The organism is Azospira restricta (assembly GCF_016858125.1).
Classification (GTDB): Bacteria; Pseudomonadota; Gammaproteobacteria; order Burkholderiales; family Rhodocyclaceae; genus Proximibacter; species Proximibacter restrictus.
In genome coordinates, this window is sequence record NZ_CP064781.1 from 2700470 (window position 1) to 2718609 (window position 18140).

14 protein-coding genes are annotated in these 18140 nt (G+C 69.4%); 10 read left to right on the forward strand and 4 right to left on the reverse strand.

Annotated elements, in window-relative coordinates; translation table 11 throughout:
* Positions 1–14: 14 nt before the first annotated feature.
* The 4 genes from nusA to truB are packed head-to-tail and all read left to right on the forward strand — an operon-like array spanning position 15 to position 5535.
* Positions 15–1487 carry a transcription termination factor NusA gene (gene nusA, locus IWH25_RS13040; RefSeq protein WP_203386219.1) on the forward strand — a complete coding sequence of 491 codons (1473 nt, stop codon included), beginning with the start codon at positions 15–17 and terminating at the stop codon, positions 1485–1487.
* 22 nt (positions 1488–1509) lie between these two features.
* Positions 1510–4230 (forward strand): translation initiation factor IF-2, encoded by a 2721-nt coding sequence (gene infB, locus IWH25_RS13045; RefSeq protein WP_203386220.1) that lies wholly within the window; start codon positions 1510–1512, stop codon positions 4228–4230.
* Positions 4214–4645: a 30S ribosome-binding factor RbfA gene (gene rbfA, locus IWH25_RS13050; protein ID WP_203386221.1), complete on the forward strand. Its 432-nt coding sequence runs from the start codon at positions 4214–4216 to the stop codon at positions 4643–4645. The genes infB and rbfA overlap by 17 nt, the downstream gene beginning before the upstream one ends.
* A complete protein-coding gene (truB, locus tag IWH25_RS13055) occupies positions 4642–5535 on the forward strand; it encodes a tRNA pseudouridine(55) synthase TruB (RefSeq protein WP_203386222.1) in 894 nt (297 codons plus the stop codon). The genes rbfA and truB overlap by 4 nt, the downstream gene beginning before the upstream one ends.
* 45 nt (positions 5536–5580) lie before the next feature.
* On the opposite strand, the gene IWH25_RS13060 is transcribed toward truB, so the two are convergent.
* The 3 genes from IWH25_RS13060 to queF all read right to left on the reverse strand — a co-directional run bounded on the left by IWH25_RS13060 (position 5581) and on the right by queF (position 7421).
* Entirely contained in the window at positions 5581–6177 is a 597-nt protein-coding gene (locus tag IWH25_RS13060) for a CBS domain-containing protein (RefSeq protein ID WP_203386223.1), read from the reverse strand.
* Between the two features lie 107 nt (positions 6178–6284).
* Complete coding sequence (locus tag IWH25_RS13065; protein ID WP_203386224.1) at positions 6285–6998, reverse strand: YecA/YgfB family protein; 714 nt, start codon at positions 6996–6998, stop codon at positions 6285–6287.
* A gap of 3 nt (positions 6999–7001) precedes the next feature.
* Positions 7002–7421, reverse strand: a complete 420-nt coding sequence (queF, locus tag IWH25_RS13070) for a preQ(1) synthase (RefSeq protein ID WP_203386225.1) — start codon at positions 7419–7421, stop codon at positions 7002–7004.
* A 183-nt stretch (positions 7422–7604) separates the two neighbouring features.
* Between queF and smc the strand changes: the two genes are divergently transcribed.
* Genes smc through IWH25_RS13100 form a run of 6 tightly spaced genes read left to right on the forward strand, consistent with a single transcriptional unit; the run spans position 7605 to position 16618 of the window.
* The gene (gene smc / locus IWH25_RS13075; RefSeq protein WP_203386226.1) at positions 7605–11111 is read left to right on the forward strand and encodes a chromosome segregation protein SMC; all 3507 of its coding nucleotides are present in this window, start codon (positions 7605–7607) and stop codon (positions 11109–11111) included.
* Positions 11108–12376: a cell division protein ZipA C-terminal FtsZ-binding domain-containing protein gene (locus IWH25_RS13080; protein ID WP_203386227.1), complete on the forward strand. Its 1269-nt coding sequence runs from the start codon at positions 11108–11110 to the stop codon at positions 12374–12376. The genes smc and IWH25_RS13080 overlap by 4 nt, the downstream gene beginning before the upstream one ends.
* The gene (gene ligA / locus IWH25_RS13085; RefSeq protein ID WP_203386228.1) at positions 12376–14439 is read left to right on the forward strand and encodes an NAD-dependent DNA ligase LigA; all 2064 of its coding nucleotides are present in this window, start codon (positions 12376–12378) and stop codon (positions 14437–14439) included. The genes IWH25_RS13080 and ligA overlap by 1 nt, the downstream gene beginning before the upstream one ends.
* Positions 14436–15299: a UTP--glucose-1-phosphate uridylyltransferase GalU gene (gene galU, locus IWH25_RS13090; protein ID WP_203386229.1), complete on the forward strand. Its 864-nt coding sequence runs from the start codon at positions 14436–14438 to the stop codon at positions 15297–15299. Before ligA ends, galU begins: the two co-directional genes overlap by 4 nt.
* A 3-nt stretch (positions 15300–15302) precedes the next feature.
* Positions 15303–15866, forward strand: a complete 564-nt coding sequence (locus tag IWH25_RS13095) for a hypoxanthine-guanine phosphoribosyltransferase (protein WP_203386230.1) — start codon at positions 15303–15305, stop codon at positions 15864–15866.
* The gene (locus tag IWH25_RS13100) at positions 15854–16618 is read left to right on the forward strand and encodes an S-methyl-5'-thioinosine phosphorylase (protein WP_203386231.1); all 765 of its coding nucleotides are present in this window, start codon (positions 15854–15856) and stop codon (positions 16616–16618) included. Before IWH25_RS13095 ends, IWH25_RS13100 begins: the two co-directional genes overlap by 13 nt.
* Before the next feature lie 15 nt (positions 16619–16633).
* Here IWH25_RS13100 and IWH25_RS13105 read toward each other — a convergent pair whose 3' ends face one another.
* Positions 16634–18118 carry an adenylate/guanylate cyclase domain-containing protein gene (locus IWH25_RS13105; RefSeq protein WP_203386232.1) on the reverse strand — a complete coding sequence of 495 codons (1485 nt, stop codon included), beginning with the start codon at positions 18116–18118 and terminating at the stop codon, positions 16634–16636.
* Positions 18119–18140 lie beyond the last annotated feature (22 nt).

An 18140-nucleotide genomic window follows, 5' to 3' on the forward strand; every position in this document is an offset into this window, starting at 1 on the left:
GAGGTTAATAAATAATGAGCCGCGAAATTCTGCTGCTGGTCGACGCGCTGGCGCGTGAAAAGAACGTTTCCAAGGACATCGTGTTCGGCGCCCTCGAACTGGCGCTGGCCTCGGCGACCAAGAAACGGATCCACGAGGAGGCCGACGTGCGCGTCGCGATCGATCGCGAGACCGGCGACTTCGAGAGCTTCCGCCGCTGGGAGGTGGTCGCCGACGACGATTTCGAGAACGAGCACCTGCAGGTGCCGATCTCGGCGGCACTGGTCGAGGATCCGGAATTCCAGGTCGGCGACTTCATCGAGGAGCCGCTGGAGCCGATCGACTTCGGCCGCATCGGCGCCCAGGCGGCGAAGCAGGTGATCCTGCAGAAGATCCGCGACGCCGAGCGCGAGCAGATCCTCAACGACTTCCTCGAGCGCGGCGAGCATATCGTTTCCGGCACGATCAAGCGCATGGAGCGCGGCAACGCGATCATCGAGTCGGGCAAGGTCGAGGCGCTGCTGCCGCGCGACCAGATGATCCCGAAGGAGAACCTGCGCATCGGCGACCGCGTCAAGGCCTACCTGCTGAAGATCGACCGCCAGGCCCGCGGCCCGCAGCTGATCCTGTCGCGCACCGCGCCGGAATTCATCATGAAGCTGTTCAACCTGGAAGTGCCGGAGATCGACGACGGCCTGATGGAGATCAAGGCCGCCGCCCGCGACCCCGGCATGCGCGCGAAGATCGCGGTCAAGTCGAACGACCAGCGCATCGACCCGATCGGCACCTGCGTCGGCCTGCGCGGCGCCCGCGTCCAGGCGGTGACCAACGAGCTTGCCGGCGAGCGCGTGGACATCGTGCTGTGGTCGGCCGATCCGGCGCAGTTCGTGGTCGGCGCGCTGGCCCCGGCCGAGGTCTCGTCGATCGTCGTCGACGAGGAGAAGCACAGCATGGACGTGGTCGTCGACGAAGACAACCTGGCCATCGCCATCGGCCGCGGCGGGCAGAACGTGCGGCTGGCCTCCGAGCTGACCGGCTGGAACATCAATCTGATGACCGAGGAAGAGTCGCAGAAGAAGTCGGAAGCCGAAACCGCCGCGATCCGCGTGCTGTTCATGGAGAAGCTCGACGTCGACGAGGAGGTCGCCGACATCCTGATCGACGAAGGCTTCTCGACGCTGGAGGAGATCGCCTACGTGCCGCTGCACGAGATGCTCGAGATCGAGGCCTTCGACGAAGCCACCGTGCAGGAGCTGCGCGAGCGCGCCCGCAACGTGCTGCTGACCGAGGCGATCGCCACCGAGGAGCAGCTCGAGGGCGTCGAGGAAGAGATGATCAACCTCGACGGCATGGACAAGACGCTGGCCGCGAAGCTGGCCGGCAACGGCATCAAGAGCCGTGACGACCTGGGCGACCTCGCCGTCGACGAACTCACCGAAATGACCGGCATCGATGCCGAACGTGCAAAACAGCTGATCACCAACGCGCGCGCGCACTGGTTCGAGTAAGCGACAGGGAGAAGAAACCGATATGGCGCAAACAAGTGTTTCCCAGTTCGCCGGGGAGCTGAAGCTCCCCGCGACGTCCCTGCTCGAGCAGCTGAAGAAGGCCGGCGTCGACAAGAAGAGCGTCGAAGACCTGCTCACCGAAGCCGACAAGTCGATGCTCCTCGACTACCTGCGCAAGGCGCATGGCGAGGCGCAGTCGAAGAACAAGATCACGCTGACCAGGAAGCAGACCAGCGAGATCAAGGCGCACGACTCGTCGGGCAAGACCCGCACGGTGCAGGTCGAGGTGCGCAAGAAGCGCGTGCTGGTCAAGCGCGACCCGGCCGAGCTCGCCGCCGAGGCGGCGGCCGCTGCCGCCGCTGCGGCCCCGGTTGCAGCGGCGCTCGAACCGGTCGTCGTCGCGCCGGAGCCGGAACCGGTGGTCGTCGTCGCGCCGGAGCCGGTCGTCGAAGCGCCGCCCCCGGTCGTCGTCGAGGAGACGCCGGCGCCCGCGCCGGAGCAGCCGGCGAAGCCGGCCAAGTCCACCCGCGTGGCCAAGCCTTCGCTGGCCTCGGTGATCGGCGAAGAGCAAGTGCGCCAGCGCGAGGAGGAAGCCCGTCGCGCCTCGGCGCTGGCCGAGCGGCAGGCCGCCGATTTCAAGGAACGCCAGGAGCGCCAGGCGGAACTGGCGCGCCTGCGTCTGGAAGCCGAGGAAAAGGCCGCCGCCGCGCGCGCCGCGGAGGCCGCGAAGGCGGCGGCGGCGCAGAGCGCCGCCGAGAAGCCGGCCGAGGACAAGACCCTGCACCGTCCGGCGAAGCCGGAAGGTGCCAAGGGCAAGGACGCCAAGAAGGACGAGAAGAAGGGCGCCTGGACCGACAATGCGAAGAAGCGCGGCATCAAGACGCGCGGCGGCGACGCCGGCAGCGGCTGGCGCGACGGCAAGGGCGGCGGCAAGCACGGCAAGCGCGACGACGGCGAGCACGCCTTCCAGGCGCCGACCGAGCCGCTGGTGCGCGAAGTGCACGTGCCGGAGACGATCTCCGTCGCCGACCTAGCGCACAAGATGGCGGTCAAGGCCACCGAAGTCATCAAGACGATGATGAAGATGGGTTCGATGGTCACCATCAACCAGGTGCTCGACCAGGAGACGGCGATGATCGTCGTCGAGGAGATGGGCCACAAGGCGTTCGCCGCCAAGCTCGACGACCCGGACGCCTTCCTCGTGGACGATGCCGAGCACAAGGACGTGCCGCTGGAGCCGCGCGCGCCGGTGGTCACCGTCATGGGCCACGTCGACCACGGCAAGACCTCGCTGCTCGACTACATCCGCCGCACCCGCGTCGCCTCCGGCGAAGCCGGCGGCATCACGCAGCACATCGGCGCCTACCACGTCGAGACCGACCGTGGCATGGTCACCTTCCTCGATACGCCGGGCCACGAGGCATTCACGGCGATGCGTGCGCGCGGCGCGAAGGCCACCGACCTGGTCATCCTGGTCGTCGCCGCCGACGACGGCGTCATGCCGCAGACGAAGGAAGCGATCCACCACGCGAAGGCGGCCGGCGTGCCGATCGTCGTCGCCATGAACAAGATCGACAAGCCGGAAGCCAATCCCGACCGCCTGAAACAGGAACTGGTCGCCGAGCAGGTGGTGCCGGAAGAGTACGGCGGCGATTCGCCGTTCGTTCCGGTGTCGGCGAAGACCGGCCAGGGCATCGACGACCTGCTCGAGAACGTGCTGCTGCAGGCGGAAGTGCTGGAACTGAAGGCGCCGAAGGAAGCGCCGGCCAAGGGCCTGATCATCGAGGCGCGTCTCGACAAGGGCCGCGGCCCGGTGGCGACGATGCTGGTGCAGACCGGCACGCTGCGCCAGGGCGACATGCTGCTGGCCGGCCAGGTCTTCGGCAAGATCCGCGCGATGTTGGACGAGAACGGCAAGCCGGTGAAGGAAGCCGGTCCGTCGATCCCGGTCGAGATCCTCGGCCTGTCCGAGGTGCCGGCCGCCGGCGAGGAAGCCGTGGTCCTCGCCGACGAGCGCAAGGCGCGCGAGATCGCGCTCTTCCGCCAGGGCAAGTTCCGCGACGTCAAGCTGGCCAAGCAGCAGGCCGCCAAGCTCGAGAACATCCTCGAGTCGATGGGCGAGGCCGAGGCCAAGTCGCTGCCGCTGATCGTCAAGGCCGACGTCCAGGGCTCGCAGGAAGCGCTGGTGCATGCGCTGACCAAGCTGTCGACCTCCGAGGTCAAGGTCAACGTGATCCACGCCGCGGTCGGCGGCATCAGCGAATCCGACGTGAACCTGGCGCAGGCGTCGAAGGCCGTCATCATCGGCTTCAACACCCGTGCCGATGCCGGCGCGCGCAAGGCCGCCGAGCACTTCGGCGTCGACATCCGCTACTACAACATCATCTACGACGCGGTCGACGAGGTGAAGGCGGCGCTGTCGGGCATGCTGGCGCCGGAGAAGAAGGAAGAGATCACCGGCACCGTCGAGATCCGCCAGGTCTTCCGCATCTCCAAGGTCGGCGCCATCGCCGGCTGTTACGTGCTGGACGGCATCGTCCGCCGCAATTCGCGCGCCCGCCTGCTGCGCGGCAACGTCGTGCAGTGGGACGGCGAGCTCGATTCGCTGAAGCGCTTCAAGGACGACGTCAAGGAAGTCAAGGCTGGCTTCGAGTGCGGTCTGTCGCTGAAGAACTTCAACGACATCGAGGAAGGCGACCAGCTCGAAATTTACGAGATCAAGGAAATTGCCCGGACGCTCTAAGCACCACGCCGCCGGCTTCTCGCGCAAGGACCGCGTCAACGAGCAGATCCGCCGCGAACTGGCGGATCTGATCCGCGGCGAGCTGAAGGACCCGCGCGTGGGCATGGTCAGCATCACCGAAGTCGAGGTGACGCCGGACTATGCGCACGCCAAGGTCTGGTTCAGCACGCTCGCCGGCGACGACAAGGTGCCGGAGATCCTGCACGGCCTGAAGAAGGCTTCCGGCTTCCTGCGCCGCGAGCTCGGCCGGCGCATCCGCATCCACACCACGCCGGAGCTGCATTTCGTGCATGACGTGTCGCTCGAACGCGGCGCCGACCTGTCGAAGCTGATCGACGAGGCCAACCGCCTGCACGGTGCCGACGCGGAAGCCGCCGATCCCGCCGACCCCGCCAAGGGCGCCGACGGCGAATGAACCCGCCTGCCCGGCGCCGCTGGCGGCGGGTCGACGGCGTCCTGCTCCTCGACAAGCCCTCCGGCATCACCTCCAACGACGCGCTGCAGAAGGCGCGCCGCCTGTTCTCGGCCGAGAAGGCCGGCCATACCGGCACCCTCGACCCGATGGCGTCCGGCCTGCTGCCGGTCTGCTTCGGCGAGGCGACCAAGTTCTCCGCCGACCTGCTCGACGCCGACAAGACCTACGAGGCAACGCTGCGCCTCGGTGTGACGACGACCACCGCCGACGCCGAGGGCGAGGTGCTGGAGACGCGGCCGGTGCAGGTGGGCGAAGCCGACCTGCGGGCAGTGCTGCCACGCTTCACCGGTGCGATCGAGCAGGTGCCGCCGATGTACTCGGCCCTGAAGCGCGACGGAAAACCCCTCTACGAGCTGGCCCGGCAGGGGATCGAGGTCGAGCGCGCGGCACGCGCCGTGGTCATCCACGAACTGACGCTGCTCGCCTGCGCCGGCACCGACGTGTCGCTGCGCGTCCGCTGCAGCAAGGGCACCTACATCCGCACGCTGGCCGAGGACATCGGCAGCGCGCTCGGCTGTGGCGCCCATCTCACCGCATTGCGGCGCACCCGGGTCGGCTCGCTCGAACTGGCCGGCGCACGCACGCTGGCGGAGATCGAGGCCTGTGCGGAGGAGGGCCGGGAGGCGCTGCTGCGGCCCGTCGATACGCTCCTTTCCGGGCTGCCGCCGGTCGTCCTCGACGAGGCGCAGACGCTGCGCTTCGGCAACGGCAACCCGGTTGCCGCCGATGTCGTCGGCCCGTGCCGGGTCTATGCCGGCGGCCGCCTGCTCGGCCTCGGGCTGGGCGACGGCGCCGGGCGGCTGCACCCGAAGCGCCTGATCGCCCGCTGATTCAGGCGTCCCCCGCGGGGGCTTGTGGAGGGCTCGCGCCTTCGCTCAGGCGGCCGAGAGCACCGCCTCGATTTCGGCGAAGGTGCGTGCGGTTTCGCCGGTCGGCAGCGGCATCCCCAGCTGGCGCGCGATCTGCGTCGCCGAGAACACCCCGCAAACGAACTGCCGGCCGTGTGCGTCGCGATCGACGACGAAGGCGTGCTGGCGGCCGCAGGCCTTCAGCGTGGCGACGACGTGGCCGACCTCGGCGCGGGTGACCATCGCCAGCTCGATCGTGTCGAGGCGGGCGGCCGGCGTCATGATGTGCGACACGCGCAGTTCGCCGCGCGCCAGTCCGAGGTTCTGCGCTGCCTGCAGCGCCCGCTCGCCGAGGATGTCGCTGGCGGTGACGACGCCCTGCAGCTGCTTGGCTTCGTCGACGACGAAGAGCATGCGCACGCCGCGGTGGATCATCGCCTGGTTGGCGTCGGCGACGAGCGTGCCGGCAGCGATCGTGGCGGCAGGGACGCGGGTCAGGTCGGTCATGACCTGCAGCGCCGGCGAATCGATGCGTACCGGCGGCGGGGTCAGGCTGGTGGAGACGAAGCAGCCGGCGGCGGAAACGGAACCGGTGGCGAGAGCGGGGTAGTTTGTGCGTGTCATGATCGGCCTCCTGAGGTTGAGGAATGCGGACCACCGCCGCGGCGCGCGGCCCGCAACCGTCTGACACGCGCGCCGGACACGGGTTCCGGCGCGCTCGGCGGATCAGCTCAGGCCGCTGCGCCGCAGCATTGCTTGTACTTCCTGCCGCTGCCGCAGGGGCAGGGATCGTTGCGGCCGACCTTGCCGTTGTTGCGGCGGATCGTGCCGTGGCCGCGCTTGGCGGCCCAGAACATGAAGATCTCGGAAACGGCGCGCGCCAGTTCCTCTTCCGAGTCGCGCAGCAGTTCGGCGAGTTCCTCGCCCTCGGGCCAGGCCTCGCCGTGCTCGCGGGCGGCGGCCTCGGCCTCGCCGGTGAGCACCATCAGCGGGAACAGGCGCTCGTCGAGCCACTCGACCTCTTCCTCGTCGGCCAGGCCCTCGAACCAGTCCTCCACCGCCGTGTCGACGCCGTGCAGGTAGGCCAGGCACCACGGCTCGTAGTCGCTCGGCGCGTCGTCCTCGTCGCCCTGCGGGTAGAGGTAGAGCATCAGCGGCTCGTCGTCGGCGAGCTGGATCGCGATGTCGGCAGCCAGGCAGCGCAGCAGCGCGGCGGCTTCCTGGCCGGCCTCGCTGGCGACGCCGGCTTCGCTGCCGAGGATTTCCAGCAGCCACTCGCCTTCCGGCACCGGCACCGGACCGGCAAGCGCGGCGCAGAGGTAGCCCTGTGCCTCGTCGAGGCGCATCGCCTCGTCGAAGGCGGGGTCGTCGAGCAGCCCCTCGAGACGGTCGAGCTGGTCGTCGGAGATCGCCGGCTGGCGCTTGGTCAGGGTGGTTTCGGTCATGGCTCAGCCTCGCGTGTTGGATTGGGTGTCGAAGCTCGCCAGTTCGACCTTCGGCGCGGGCTTCCAGCCCTTCTTGCGGTGTTCGGCGACGACGTTGGTGAAGATGCCGCCGCGCACGTAGAACTTGGCGGTGAGGCGCATGTAGCGGGGCTTGGTGGCCTTCACCAGATCGTCGAGGATGCGGTTGGTGACGGCCTCGTGGAAGCAGCCTTCGTCGCGGAAGGACCACATGTAGAGCTTCAGGCTCTTCAGCTCGACGCACAGCTTTTCCGGGATGTAGTCGAGGATCAGCGTGGCGAAGTCGGGCTGGCCGGTCTTCGGGCACAGGCAGGTGAATTCCGGGATTTCCATGTGGATGTGGAAATCGCGCTCCGGGGCGGGATTGGGGAAGGTTTCCAGGGTCTTGGAAGGCAGGCTGGGCATGCTCGGGGGGTCCGTGAAGGGGATGCAAAGATGCTATTATAGCCGGCGATTCCGGGCCTTTCCCCGGGGCCGTTCGCGTCGACCCGGCGGTTGCTGGCGATGCGCCGGCCGGTTCCGCTGCCGCCGCCAGACAAAACAAGCAGATCGAGCCCTTCCCGCCCTGCACGAGAACACGCCCCGCCCATGCGCCTGACCAAACTCAAGCTCGCCGGTTTCAAATCCTTCGTCGACCCCACCACCATCGCCTTGCCCGGGCAGCTGGTCGGCGTCGTCGGCCCCAACGGCTGCGGCAAGTCGAACGTGATGGACGCCGTGCGCTGGGTGCTCGGCGAGTCGAAGGCCTCCGAGCTGCGCGGCGAATCGATGCAGGACGTGATCTTCAACGGCTCGTCGAACCGCAAGCCGGTCGCCCGCGCCGCGGTCGAGCTGGTCTTCGACAACTCGCTCGGCCGCGCCGCCGGCCAGTGGTCGCAGTACGCCGAGCTGTCGGTGAAGCGCCTGCTGACGCGCACCGGCCAGTCCGAGTACTACATCAACAACCTGCAGGTGCGCAGGAAGGACATCACCGACCTGTTCCTCGGCACCGGCCTCGGCCCGCGCGCCTACGCGATCATCGGCCAGGGCATGATCTCGCGCATCATCGAGGCCAAGCCGGACGAGCTGCGCGTCTTTCTGGAAGAAGCCGCCGGCGTTACCCGCTACAAGGAACGGCGCAAGGAAACCGAGAACCGCATCGCCGACACGCGCGACAACCTGACCCGCATCGAGGACATCCGCGTCGAGCTCTCCGCGCAGATGGAGCGGCTGGAAGCGCAGGCGGCGGTCGCCCGCCGTTACCACGAGTACAACAACGAGCTGACGAAGAAGCAGCAGCTGCTGTGGCTCTTGAAGCGCAACGAGGCGCAGGCCGAGCGCGAGCGCGCGGCGCGCGACGTCGAGCGCGCGAGCAACGACCTGGAAGGGCAGACGGCCGGCCTGCGCGAGGTCGAGGCGCGGCTGGAGGCGGCTCGCGAGCAGCACTTCGGCTCGTCGGACGGCGTGCACAACGCGCAGAGCGAACTGTTCGCGGCGAACGCCGAGGTCGCCCGGCTGGAAACCGAGCTGCGCCATCGCCGCGAGGCGCAGCAGGACCTCGAGCAACGCGTCGCGCAACTGAATGCCGAGCGGCAGCAGTGGCAGGCACAGGCGGAGAAGGCCGACGGCGACGAGCGCCGCTGGCGCGAACTCGGCGAACTCGCCGACGAGCGCTGCGAGGAAGCGGCGATGCGGCTGGAGGCGCAGCAGGAACGGTTGCCGCTGGTCGAAGAGGCGCAGGCGGCCGCGCAGGAGGCGCTCAACGCGCAGCGCGCGGCGGTGGCGGAAGCCGAGCAGAAGTTGCGCGTCGAGGAGGCGCATCGCGCCAACGCCGAGCGCACGCTGTTCAACCTCGGTGGCCGCCGCGAGCGCCTGGAGCAGGAAGCGGCCGCGCTGGTGAAACCGGATGAGGCCGAGATCGAACTGAAGGAAGCCGAGCACGAATCCCTGCAGGAAGACGTCGCGGCGGCGCAGGAGCGAGTGATGGCGGCGCAGCAGGCGCTGCCCGAGCTCGACGCGCGCCGACGCGAGGTGCAGCAGGACCTGCAGCGCGCGCAGCAGGCGAAGGGCGAGGCCGAGGCGCGGCGGAACGCGCTGGAGCAGCTGCAGAAGCGCATGCAGAGCGGCTCGAAGATCGGCGAATGGCTGCAGCGGCATGGTCTTTCCAGCCGCACGCCGCTGTGGAAGCGGCTGCATGTCGAGGCCGGCTGGGAGGATGCGCTGGAAGCGGTGCTGCGCGAGCGCCTGTCGGCGGTCGACGCCGGCGACGCCGACCTCGCCGCCTGGGCCAAGGACCGCCCCGGCGCCAAGGTCACCGTGCTGCTGCCGGGCGGCGGCGACGGCGCGGCGAGCAACGGCGACAACCTGCTCGCGCGCGTCCGCTGCGACGACCCGGCGATCGCCGGCCCGCTCGCCGACTGGCTGCGCGGCGTGCGCAGCATCGCCGACCTGCCGGCGGCGCTGGCACGGCGCGGCGAACTGGCCGCCGGCGAGGTGTGGGTGACCCCGGGCGGCGACCTCGTTGGCCGCCACAGCGTGACGCTGTTCGCGGCGGACGCCGCCGAGCACGGCTTCCTCGAGCGGCAGCGCGAGATCGAGTCGCTGCAGTCGCTGATCGACGAGCGGCAGCAGGCGGTCGAGGCGCAGGAGGCGCGCATCGCCGAGGTCGACGAGCGGCTGGAAGCGGCCCGCGGCGAGGTCGAGGCAGCGCGGCGGCAGCTCGAGGCGCGGCAGGAGCGCGCGCATGCGGTGCAGCTGGAAGTGTTGAAGCTGACCCAGATCATGGAGCGCTACCAGGACCGGATGGCGCAGATCAACGAGGCGCTGCGCGAGTTCCAGGGCGAGGAGGAGGCCGAGCGCGAGCGCATGCTGGTCGCCGAGGAGGCGATCGTCGTCCAGCGCGAGACAGTCGCCGAGCGGCAGCTGGCCCTGAACGAGGCCAAGGGCCGGCTGGAAGCCGCCGAACGCACGCTGCGCGACGAGCGCGAGCAGGTCGCCGTGGCCGAGCGCGAGCTGCGCGAGGCGCAGTTCTCGCAGCGCGAGTGCGCGAGCAAGCTCGAAGAGATCGCCGGCGGCCGCGAACTGGCGAAGCGCCAGCTCGCGCGCGTCGCCGAGGATCTGGCGCGCTGCGCGGAGAGTTCCGGCAACCTCGACCCGGAAGAGATCGTGCCGAAGCTGCAGGAAGCGCTCGAGCAGCGCGTGCTCCGCGAGCAGGCGCTGGCCGGCATGCGCGATGCGCTGGAGGCGGCCACTGCTGGCCTGCGCGGGTTGGAGGAGGAGCGGCTGAAGATCGAGCAGGGCCTGAACCCGCTGCGCGACCGCATCGGCGAGCTGCGCCTGAAGGAACAGGCGGCAGCCCTGAACGTCGAGCAGCTGGCGCTGCTGCTGGTCGAGGCCGAGGCCGACGAGGCGGCGCTCGCCGCCGACCTGCCGGGCGCCAGGCCGGGCCCGCTGCAGGGGCAGATCACCTCGCTGCAGCGGCAGATCGAGGCGCTCGGCGCGGTCAACCTCGCGGCGCTGGAGGAGCTCGAATCGGCGAAGGAGCGCAAGGGCTATCTCGATGCGCAGGCGGCCGACCTCGGCGAGGCGCTGGAGACGCTGGAGAACGCGATCCGCCGCATCGACCGCGAGACGCGCGAATTGCTGCAGACCACCTACGACACGGTGAACCGCCACTTCGGCGAACTGTTCCCGACGCTGTTCGGCGGCGGCGAGGCGAAGCTGATCATGACCGGCGACGAGATCCTCGATTCCGGCGTGCAGGTGATGGCGCAGCCGCCGGGCAAGAAGAACTCGACGATCCACCTGCTCTCCGGCGGCGAGAAGGCGCTGACCGCGATTGCGCTGGTGTTCTCGATGTTCCAGCTGAACCCGGCGCCGTTCTGCCTGCTCGACGAGGTCGACGCGCCGCTCGACGACACCAACACCGAGCGCTTCGCCAACATGGTGCGGCGCATGTCCACCAACACGCAGTTCCTTTTCATCAGCCACAACAAGATCGCGATGGAGATGGCCGAGCAGCTGGTCGGCGTGACCATGCAGGAATCGGGCGTCTCGCGCATCGTCGAGGTGGATATCGAAGAGGCGCTGCGCATGCGCGAACAGGTGGCGGCATGAACGAACTGCAACTGGGGCTGCTCGGGCTCGGTGCCTGCGCGGTGGTCGGCGTCTTCGCCTACAACAAGTGGCAGGAGCGCCGCCACCGCCAGCTGGTCGAACAGGCGCTGCCGCGTGCGCACGCCGACATCCTGCTCGGCGACGAGGACGACCTGCCGGCGCCGCCCCCTGCCGCCGCGGTCGACGACGCGCCGACGGCGCCTGCGGAGCCGGAAATCGCCGCCGTGCCGCCGTTGCGCACGCGGCACGGCGAGCGGATCGAACCGGTGCTGAGCACGGCCGACGACGACTGCGGCGGCGACGAGCCGGTGCTGCTCGAGACTGTCGCCGAGGAGGCCGTGGCAATGCCGGCCGACGCGGTGCCGGTGGCGATTCCGGCTGCGGCGATGGCGCCGGCGGCGGTGCCCGAACCGCCGCGGATCCCGCTTCCCGTCGGCGACGGCACGCCGGACGGCATCGTTTCGCCGGCGATCGACTACGTTGCCGCTTTCGAGCTGGTCGAGCCGGTGTCCGGCGGCCAGATCCTCGACTCGCAGCGCGAGCTGCTGTCGCGCCTCGCCAAGCCGATCGGCTGGGCCGGCTACAACGACCGCAGCGGGCTGTGGGAGCGCGTCGCAGCCGACGGCGCCTACCGCCGCCTGCGCATCGGGCTGTTGCTCGCCGACCGCCGCGGTCCGCTCGGCGAGGCCGACCTGCTGACCTTCCACGGCGCGATGCTGAACCTCGCCGACGAGCTGCTGGCGGTCGCCGACATGCCGCCGCGCGAGCCGGCGCTCGACGCCGCGGTCGCCCTCGACCACTTCTGCGCCAACGTCGATATCCAGATCGGCATCAACGTCGTCAGCAAGAGCCAGGCCTTCCCGGGCACCAAGATCCGCGCGCTGGCCGAGGCGGCGGGCATGGTGCTCGATTCGTCCGGGCGCTTCGTGCGCTGCGACGACGACGGGCACGTGCTGTACACGCTGGCCAACCTCGAGGCTGCCGGCTTCGCCGCCGAGGCGATGAAGACGATGAGCACGCACGGCCTGGTCTTCATCCTCGACGTTCCCTGCGTCAGCCACGGCGACCGCGTTTTCGCGCAGATGCTCGACCTTGCCCGGCGCATGGCCGACACGCTGAACGGCGTCCTCGTCGACGACAACCGGCGGCCGCTGACCGAGAGCATGCTCGATCCCTTCCGCCGCCAGATCGGCCAGTACCAGTCGCAACTCGCGGCCAAGGGCCTGCCGGCCGGCGGCCCGTTGGCGCTGCGCCTGTTCGCCTGATGCTGTTCGCGTCGCCCGAGGACTTCGCGCGCGCCGCCGAACTGCGCGCCGAACTGGAGAAGCTCGACTACCACTACTACGTGCTCGATGCGCCGCTAGTGCCGGACGCTGAATACGACCGCCTGTTCCGCGAGCTGCAGGCGCTGGAGGCGGCCCATCCCGAACTGCTGACGCCGGATTCGCCGACGCAGCGCGTCGGTGGCCAGCCGCTCGCCGCCTTCGCGCCGGTGCGGCATGCGGTGCCGATGCTGTCTATCCGCACCGAGACCGACACCGAAGCCAGTGGCGCTTTCGCCTTCGACACGCGCGTGCGCAACCAGTTGAAGCTCGCGGAGTCGGACCCGCCGGTCGAATACGCCGCCGAGCTGAAATTCGACGGGCTGGCGATCAGCCTGCGCTACGAGGCCGGCGTGCTGGTGCAGGCGGCGACGCGCGGCGACGGCGAAACCGGCGAGGACGTCACCGCCAACGTGCGCACCGTTGGCCAGGTGCCGCTGCGCCTCTTCGGCGCAGCGTCGGCATTGCCGCCGGTGCTCGAAGTGCGTGGCGAGATCTACATCAGGCGCGCCGATTTCGAACGCTTCAACGAACGTGCGGCGGCCGCCGGCGAGAAGACGCTGGTCAATCCGCGCAACAGCGCCGCCGGCAGCATCCGCCAGCTCGACCCAAAGGTCGCCGCCGGCCGGCCGCTGTCCTTCTTCGCCTACGGGCTGGGCGAGGTGCGCGGCTGGCGGCTGCCGGAAACGCATGCTGCCGTGCTCGACGCGCTCGCCGCCTTCGGGCTGCCGGTCTGCGCCGAGCGCGCCGTGCTTGCCGGGCCGCAGGCGCTGGCCGACTTCCACGCGGCGGTCGCGGCCAGGCGGCGGCAGCTGCCGTTCGACATCGACGGCGTCGTCTACAAGGTCAATTCGCTGGCGCTGCAGGAGCGGCTCGGCTTCGTCACGCGCGAGCCGCGCTGGGCGGTGGCGCACAAGTACCCGGCCGAGGAGGCGCTGACGACGCTGCTCGACATCGAGGTGCAGGTCGGTCGCACCGGCGCCATCACGCCGGTGGCGCGGCTGGCGCCGGTGTTCGTCGGCGGCGTCACGGTGACCAACGCGACGCTGCACAACCAGGACGAGATCGACCGCAAGGACGTGCGCATCGGCGATATGGTGATCGTCCGCCGCGCCGGCGACGTCATTCCGGAGGTGGTCGGCCCGGTGCTCGACCGCCGCTCGGGCGAGCCGCCGCGCTTCGACCTGCTGGCGCGCTTTCCGACCTGCCCGGTGTGCGGCTCGCACGTCGTGCGCGGCGAGGACGAGGCGGTGGCGCGCTGCAGCGGCGGCCTGTTCTGTCCGGCGCAGCGCAAGCAGGCGCTGCTGCACTTCGCGTCGCGGCGGGCGATGGACATCGAGGGACTGGGCGACAAGCTGGTCGACCAGTTGGTCGACGCGCACCTCGTGCGTACTCCGGCCGACCTCTACAAGCTCGGCTTCACGGCGCTCGCCGAACTTGAGCGGATGGGCGATAAGTCGGCGCAGAACCTGCTCGAAGCGGTCGAGCGGAGCCGGCGGACGACGCTCGCGCGCTTCGTCTACGCGCTCGGCATCCGCAACGTCGGCGAGGCCACCGCCAAGGATCTGGCGCGCCACTTCGGCAGCCTCGACCGCCTGCTCGCCGCCGACGAGGCGGCGCTGACGCAGGTGCCGGACGTCGGCCCGACGGTCGCGCGCTGCATCGTCGATTTCTTCGCCGAGGCGCACAACCGGCAGGTGATCGACGAGCTGCGCGCCGCCGGCGTGAGCTGGGAAGAGGGCGAGCCGCAGGCGACCGTCGCTGGCGCGCTGGCCGGGAAGATCTTCGTGCTCACCGGCACGCTGCCGACGCTGGCGCGCGAGGAGGCGAAGGCGCTGATCGAGGCCGAGGGCGGCAAGGTCAGCGGCTCGGTGTCGAAGAAGACCGACTACATCGTCGCCGGCGCGGAGGCCGGCTCCAAGCTGGAGAAGGCACAGGCGCTGGGCGTGCCGGTGCTGGACGAGGCACAATTACGCGAGATGCTGAACAAGGGAGCTGCTGCATGAAAAAAGTGAGAAAGGCGGTCTTTCCGGTGGCGGGTCTGGGCACCCGCTTCCTGCCGGCGACCAAGGCCAGTCCGAAGGAGATGCTGCCGATCGTCGACAAGCCGCTGATCCAGTACGCGGTCGAGGAGGCGGTCGAGGCCGGCGTCACCGACATGATCTTCGTCACCGGCCGCTCGAAGCGGGCGATCGAGGACCACTTCGACAAGGCCTACGAGTTGGAGAACGAACTCGAGCGCAAGAACAAGACCGAGATGCTCGACTTCGTGCGCAACCTGCTGCCGAAGAACATCAACTGCATCTACCTCCGCCAGCCGGAGGCGCTCGGCCTCGGCCACGCGGTGCTGTGCGCGAAGCCGGTGGTCGGCGACGAGCCGTTCGCCGTGCTGCTCGCCGACGACCTGCTCGACGGCAAGCCGGCGGTGCTGAAGCAGATGACCGACACCTACGACACCTACCGCTGCTCGGTGCTCGGCGTGCAGGACGTTCCGCGCGCCGACACCCGGAGCTACGGCATCGTCGACGCGAAGCCGGTCGCCGACCGCCTGGAGCGGATCGCCGCCATCGTCGAGAAGCCGAAGCCCGAGGAGGCGCCGTCGACGCTGGCCGTGGTCGGCCGCTACATCCTGACGCCGCGCATCTTCCATCACCTCGAAACGATCCGGCCGGGGGCCGGCGGCGAGATCCAACTGACCGACGGCATCGCCTCGCTGCTTGCCGAGGAACAGGTTCTCGCCTACCGCTACGATGGCGTACGCTACGACTGCGGGTCGAAGCTCGGCTACCTGCAGGCCACCGTCGTCTTCGGCCAGCGCCATCCCGAGGTCGGCGCGGCCTTTACCGACTACCTGAAAGGGCTCTGAACGATGAGCAATGTGCAGCAAGCGAAGGAATTCCTGGCTTCGGCCGACCTGATCCACTCCGCCGACACCGTGCTCGACGCCGTCAGGCGCGTCGCCGGCGAGATCAGCGAGCAGTTGTGCGAGGCCAACCCGGTCCTGCTCTGCGTGATGAGCGGCGGCGTACCGTTCGCCGGCCACCTGATGACGATGCTGCAGTTCCCGCTCGACTTCGACTACCTGCACGTCACCCGCTACGGCCAGGACACCGCCGGCGGCGCGCTGTCGTGGCGCGCGGCGCCGTGGATCCCGGTCAAAGGGCGGACGGTACTGGTCGTCGACGACATCCTCGACGAGGGCGTGACGCTGGCCGCGGTGCGCGACCGCCTGCTGCAACAGGGCGCCGCGCGCGTGCTGATGGCGGTGGTCGCCGACAAGGAGAACGGCAAGCAGAAGCCGATCGCCGCCGACTTCGTCGCGCTGAAGGTGCCTGACCGCTTCGTCTTCGGCTTCGGCATGGACGCCTGCGGCGCCTGGCGCAACCTGCCGGCGATCTACGCGATGAAGGAGGAACCGCAATGCTCGGCATAATCGGCGGCAGCGGCCTGACGCAACTGGCCAACCTCGACGTGTCGCACCGCGAGGTGGTGCGCACCCCGTACGGCGAGCCGTCCGGCGCGATCACCTTCGGCCAGGTCAGCGGCCGGCCGGCGATGTTCCTGGCACGGCACGGCTACGGCCATACCATTCCGCCGCACGAGGTGAACTACCGCGCCAACATCTGGGCGCTGTGGAACCGCGGCGTCACCGGCATCATTTCGGTGGCCTCGGTCGGCGGCATCCGTGTCGACCTGCGCCCGGGCGACATCGTCATCCCGCACCAGATCATCGACTACACCTGGGGTCGCAAGTCGACCTATCACGAAGGGCAGGGCTGCACGGTCACCCACGTGGACTTCACCGAGCCCTACGACAAGGCGCTGCGCCAGGCGATCCTGCTTGCCGCGTCCGACGTCGGCATCCCGATCCATACCGGTGCGGTCTATGCCGCGACGCAGGGGCCACGGCTGGAGACGGCGGCGGAGATCAACCGCCTCGAGCGCGAAGGTGCCGACGTGGTCGGCATGACCGGCATGCCGGAGGCGGTGCTGGCGCGCGAGCTGGGCGTTCCCTACGCGGCGATCAACGTCATCGCCAACTACGCCGCCGGTCGCGGCGACAGCAAGGAAGGGATCAGCTTCGAGGCGATCGAGTCGGTACTGCAGGAGTCGATGCAGCGCGTGCGCGTCGTCATCGAGCGCCTCGCCGGCTGCCACGCCGAGGTCTGCGGCCAGTCCGACTAGCGGCGGGGCCGGGAGTCAGCCGGCCGCCGGCGTGATTTCGACGATTTCGGTGATCGGCAGCGTGTCGATCTCGTGCAGCTTCGGCACCCGCTCGTCGCCCGGCCCGATCAGCGACGACACCAGCGCATAGCTGGACGGCACGAACACTTCGCGCCCGTCGCCGCTGCGCCGGCGGACGCCGTAGCGCACCCGTTCGCGCAGCTCGTGCGGCAGCTTGGAGACCAGGCTCTTGGTCGCCCAGATCGCGCCGTAGCGGGCGAAGTCGGAAATGCGCGCGGCCTGGTTGATGGTGTCGCCGAGGACGACGAACTCGACGCTGGTCGAGGACTGGAAGGTACCCAGCCATTCCTGCCCTTCGGTGATGCCGGTGTTCAGGTACAGCTCGTTCAGCCAGTTCTTCGACAACTGCCAGGCCTTGCTGATGCGGCTCATCTCCCGGCGGATCTCGTGTGCGCAGCAGAGCGCGTTGTGCAGGTAGTCGCTGTCCGGCTGCGGGAAGAAGTAATAGACCATGCCGTCGCCGACGTGCTTGCCGTAGGTGCCGTGGTACTTGCGGAAGATCGGCCCCATTGCCGCCCAGATCTCGTTGATCAGCTGGAAATACTCGTCCGGCGGCAGCTCCGAGCAGATCTTGACCGAGCTCTGCAGGTCGGCGACCAGCACCGCCAGGTGGGTCAGCACCGGCAGCCGGCGGCGCAGCAGGCTGCGCACCACCTCGTCGCGGCGGCAGAGCAGGTCGAGCATCGCGTCCGGCGGCGTGCCGTCCGGTACCAGCACGACGAATATGCCCTCGCGGAAAAACGAGGCGTAGGCCCGCCGCCGCGAGATCGTGCCGTCGGGCGCCGGCAGGCCGATCGGCGCGTCGACGATCGGATGTGGCGGCTCGGCCGAGGTCTCGGCGTAGATCTGCTGCAGGCGGGCGAAGCTCTCCGGCGACAGGCCTTCGCACAGTGCGGCGAAATTGCCCGGGCTGATCCGGCTCTTCGCCAGCCCGACCTGGAAGCGCAACAGTTCGCCGAGGCCGGCGCCGAGGCCGCCGCCGGCGAGCAGCCGGAACAGGCTGCGCTCCTCCTCGGTCGGCGGCAGGCTGTCGATGCCGGCCAGCAGCTCGTGGCGGGCGCTGTCATTGACCCAGACCAGCTCGAACTTGTGGTTCACCATGTAGGCCGGGTAGGGGAGGTCCTCGATCGTCACCCGCAGCGGCCCGTTGCGTGAAACCGCGGCGGGCGCCGTCATCGCGGCGGTGGCGGGCGGCGCCGGCGTCGTCACGCCGAGGCGGGCGGCGATCTCTCCCATGCTCAGTCCCTCCTGCTTGAGTTGCCTGATCCGGTCGATCCGTTCGGCGGCGTCGTCGGGGAAGAAACCGAGCTGGCGCGGCCCGCTGCCGCCGCTGCCCGGGTTCACGACGAGCGGCTTGGCGAGCAGGCCGAGGGCGATGTAGTTGTTCAGCGTCGCCCGCGAGATCCCTGTCTTTTCAATGAGTTCCTTGCTCGACAGCATCGCCTTGGACAGTCCGTGTTGT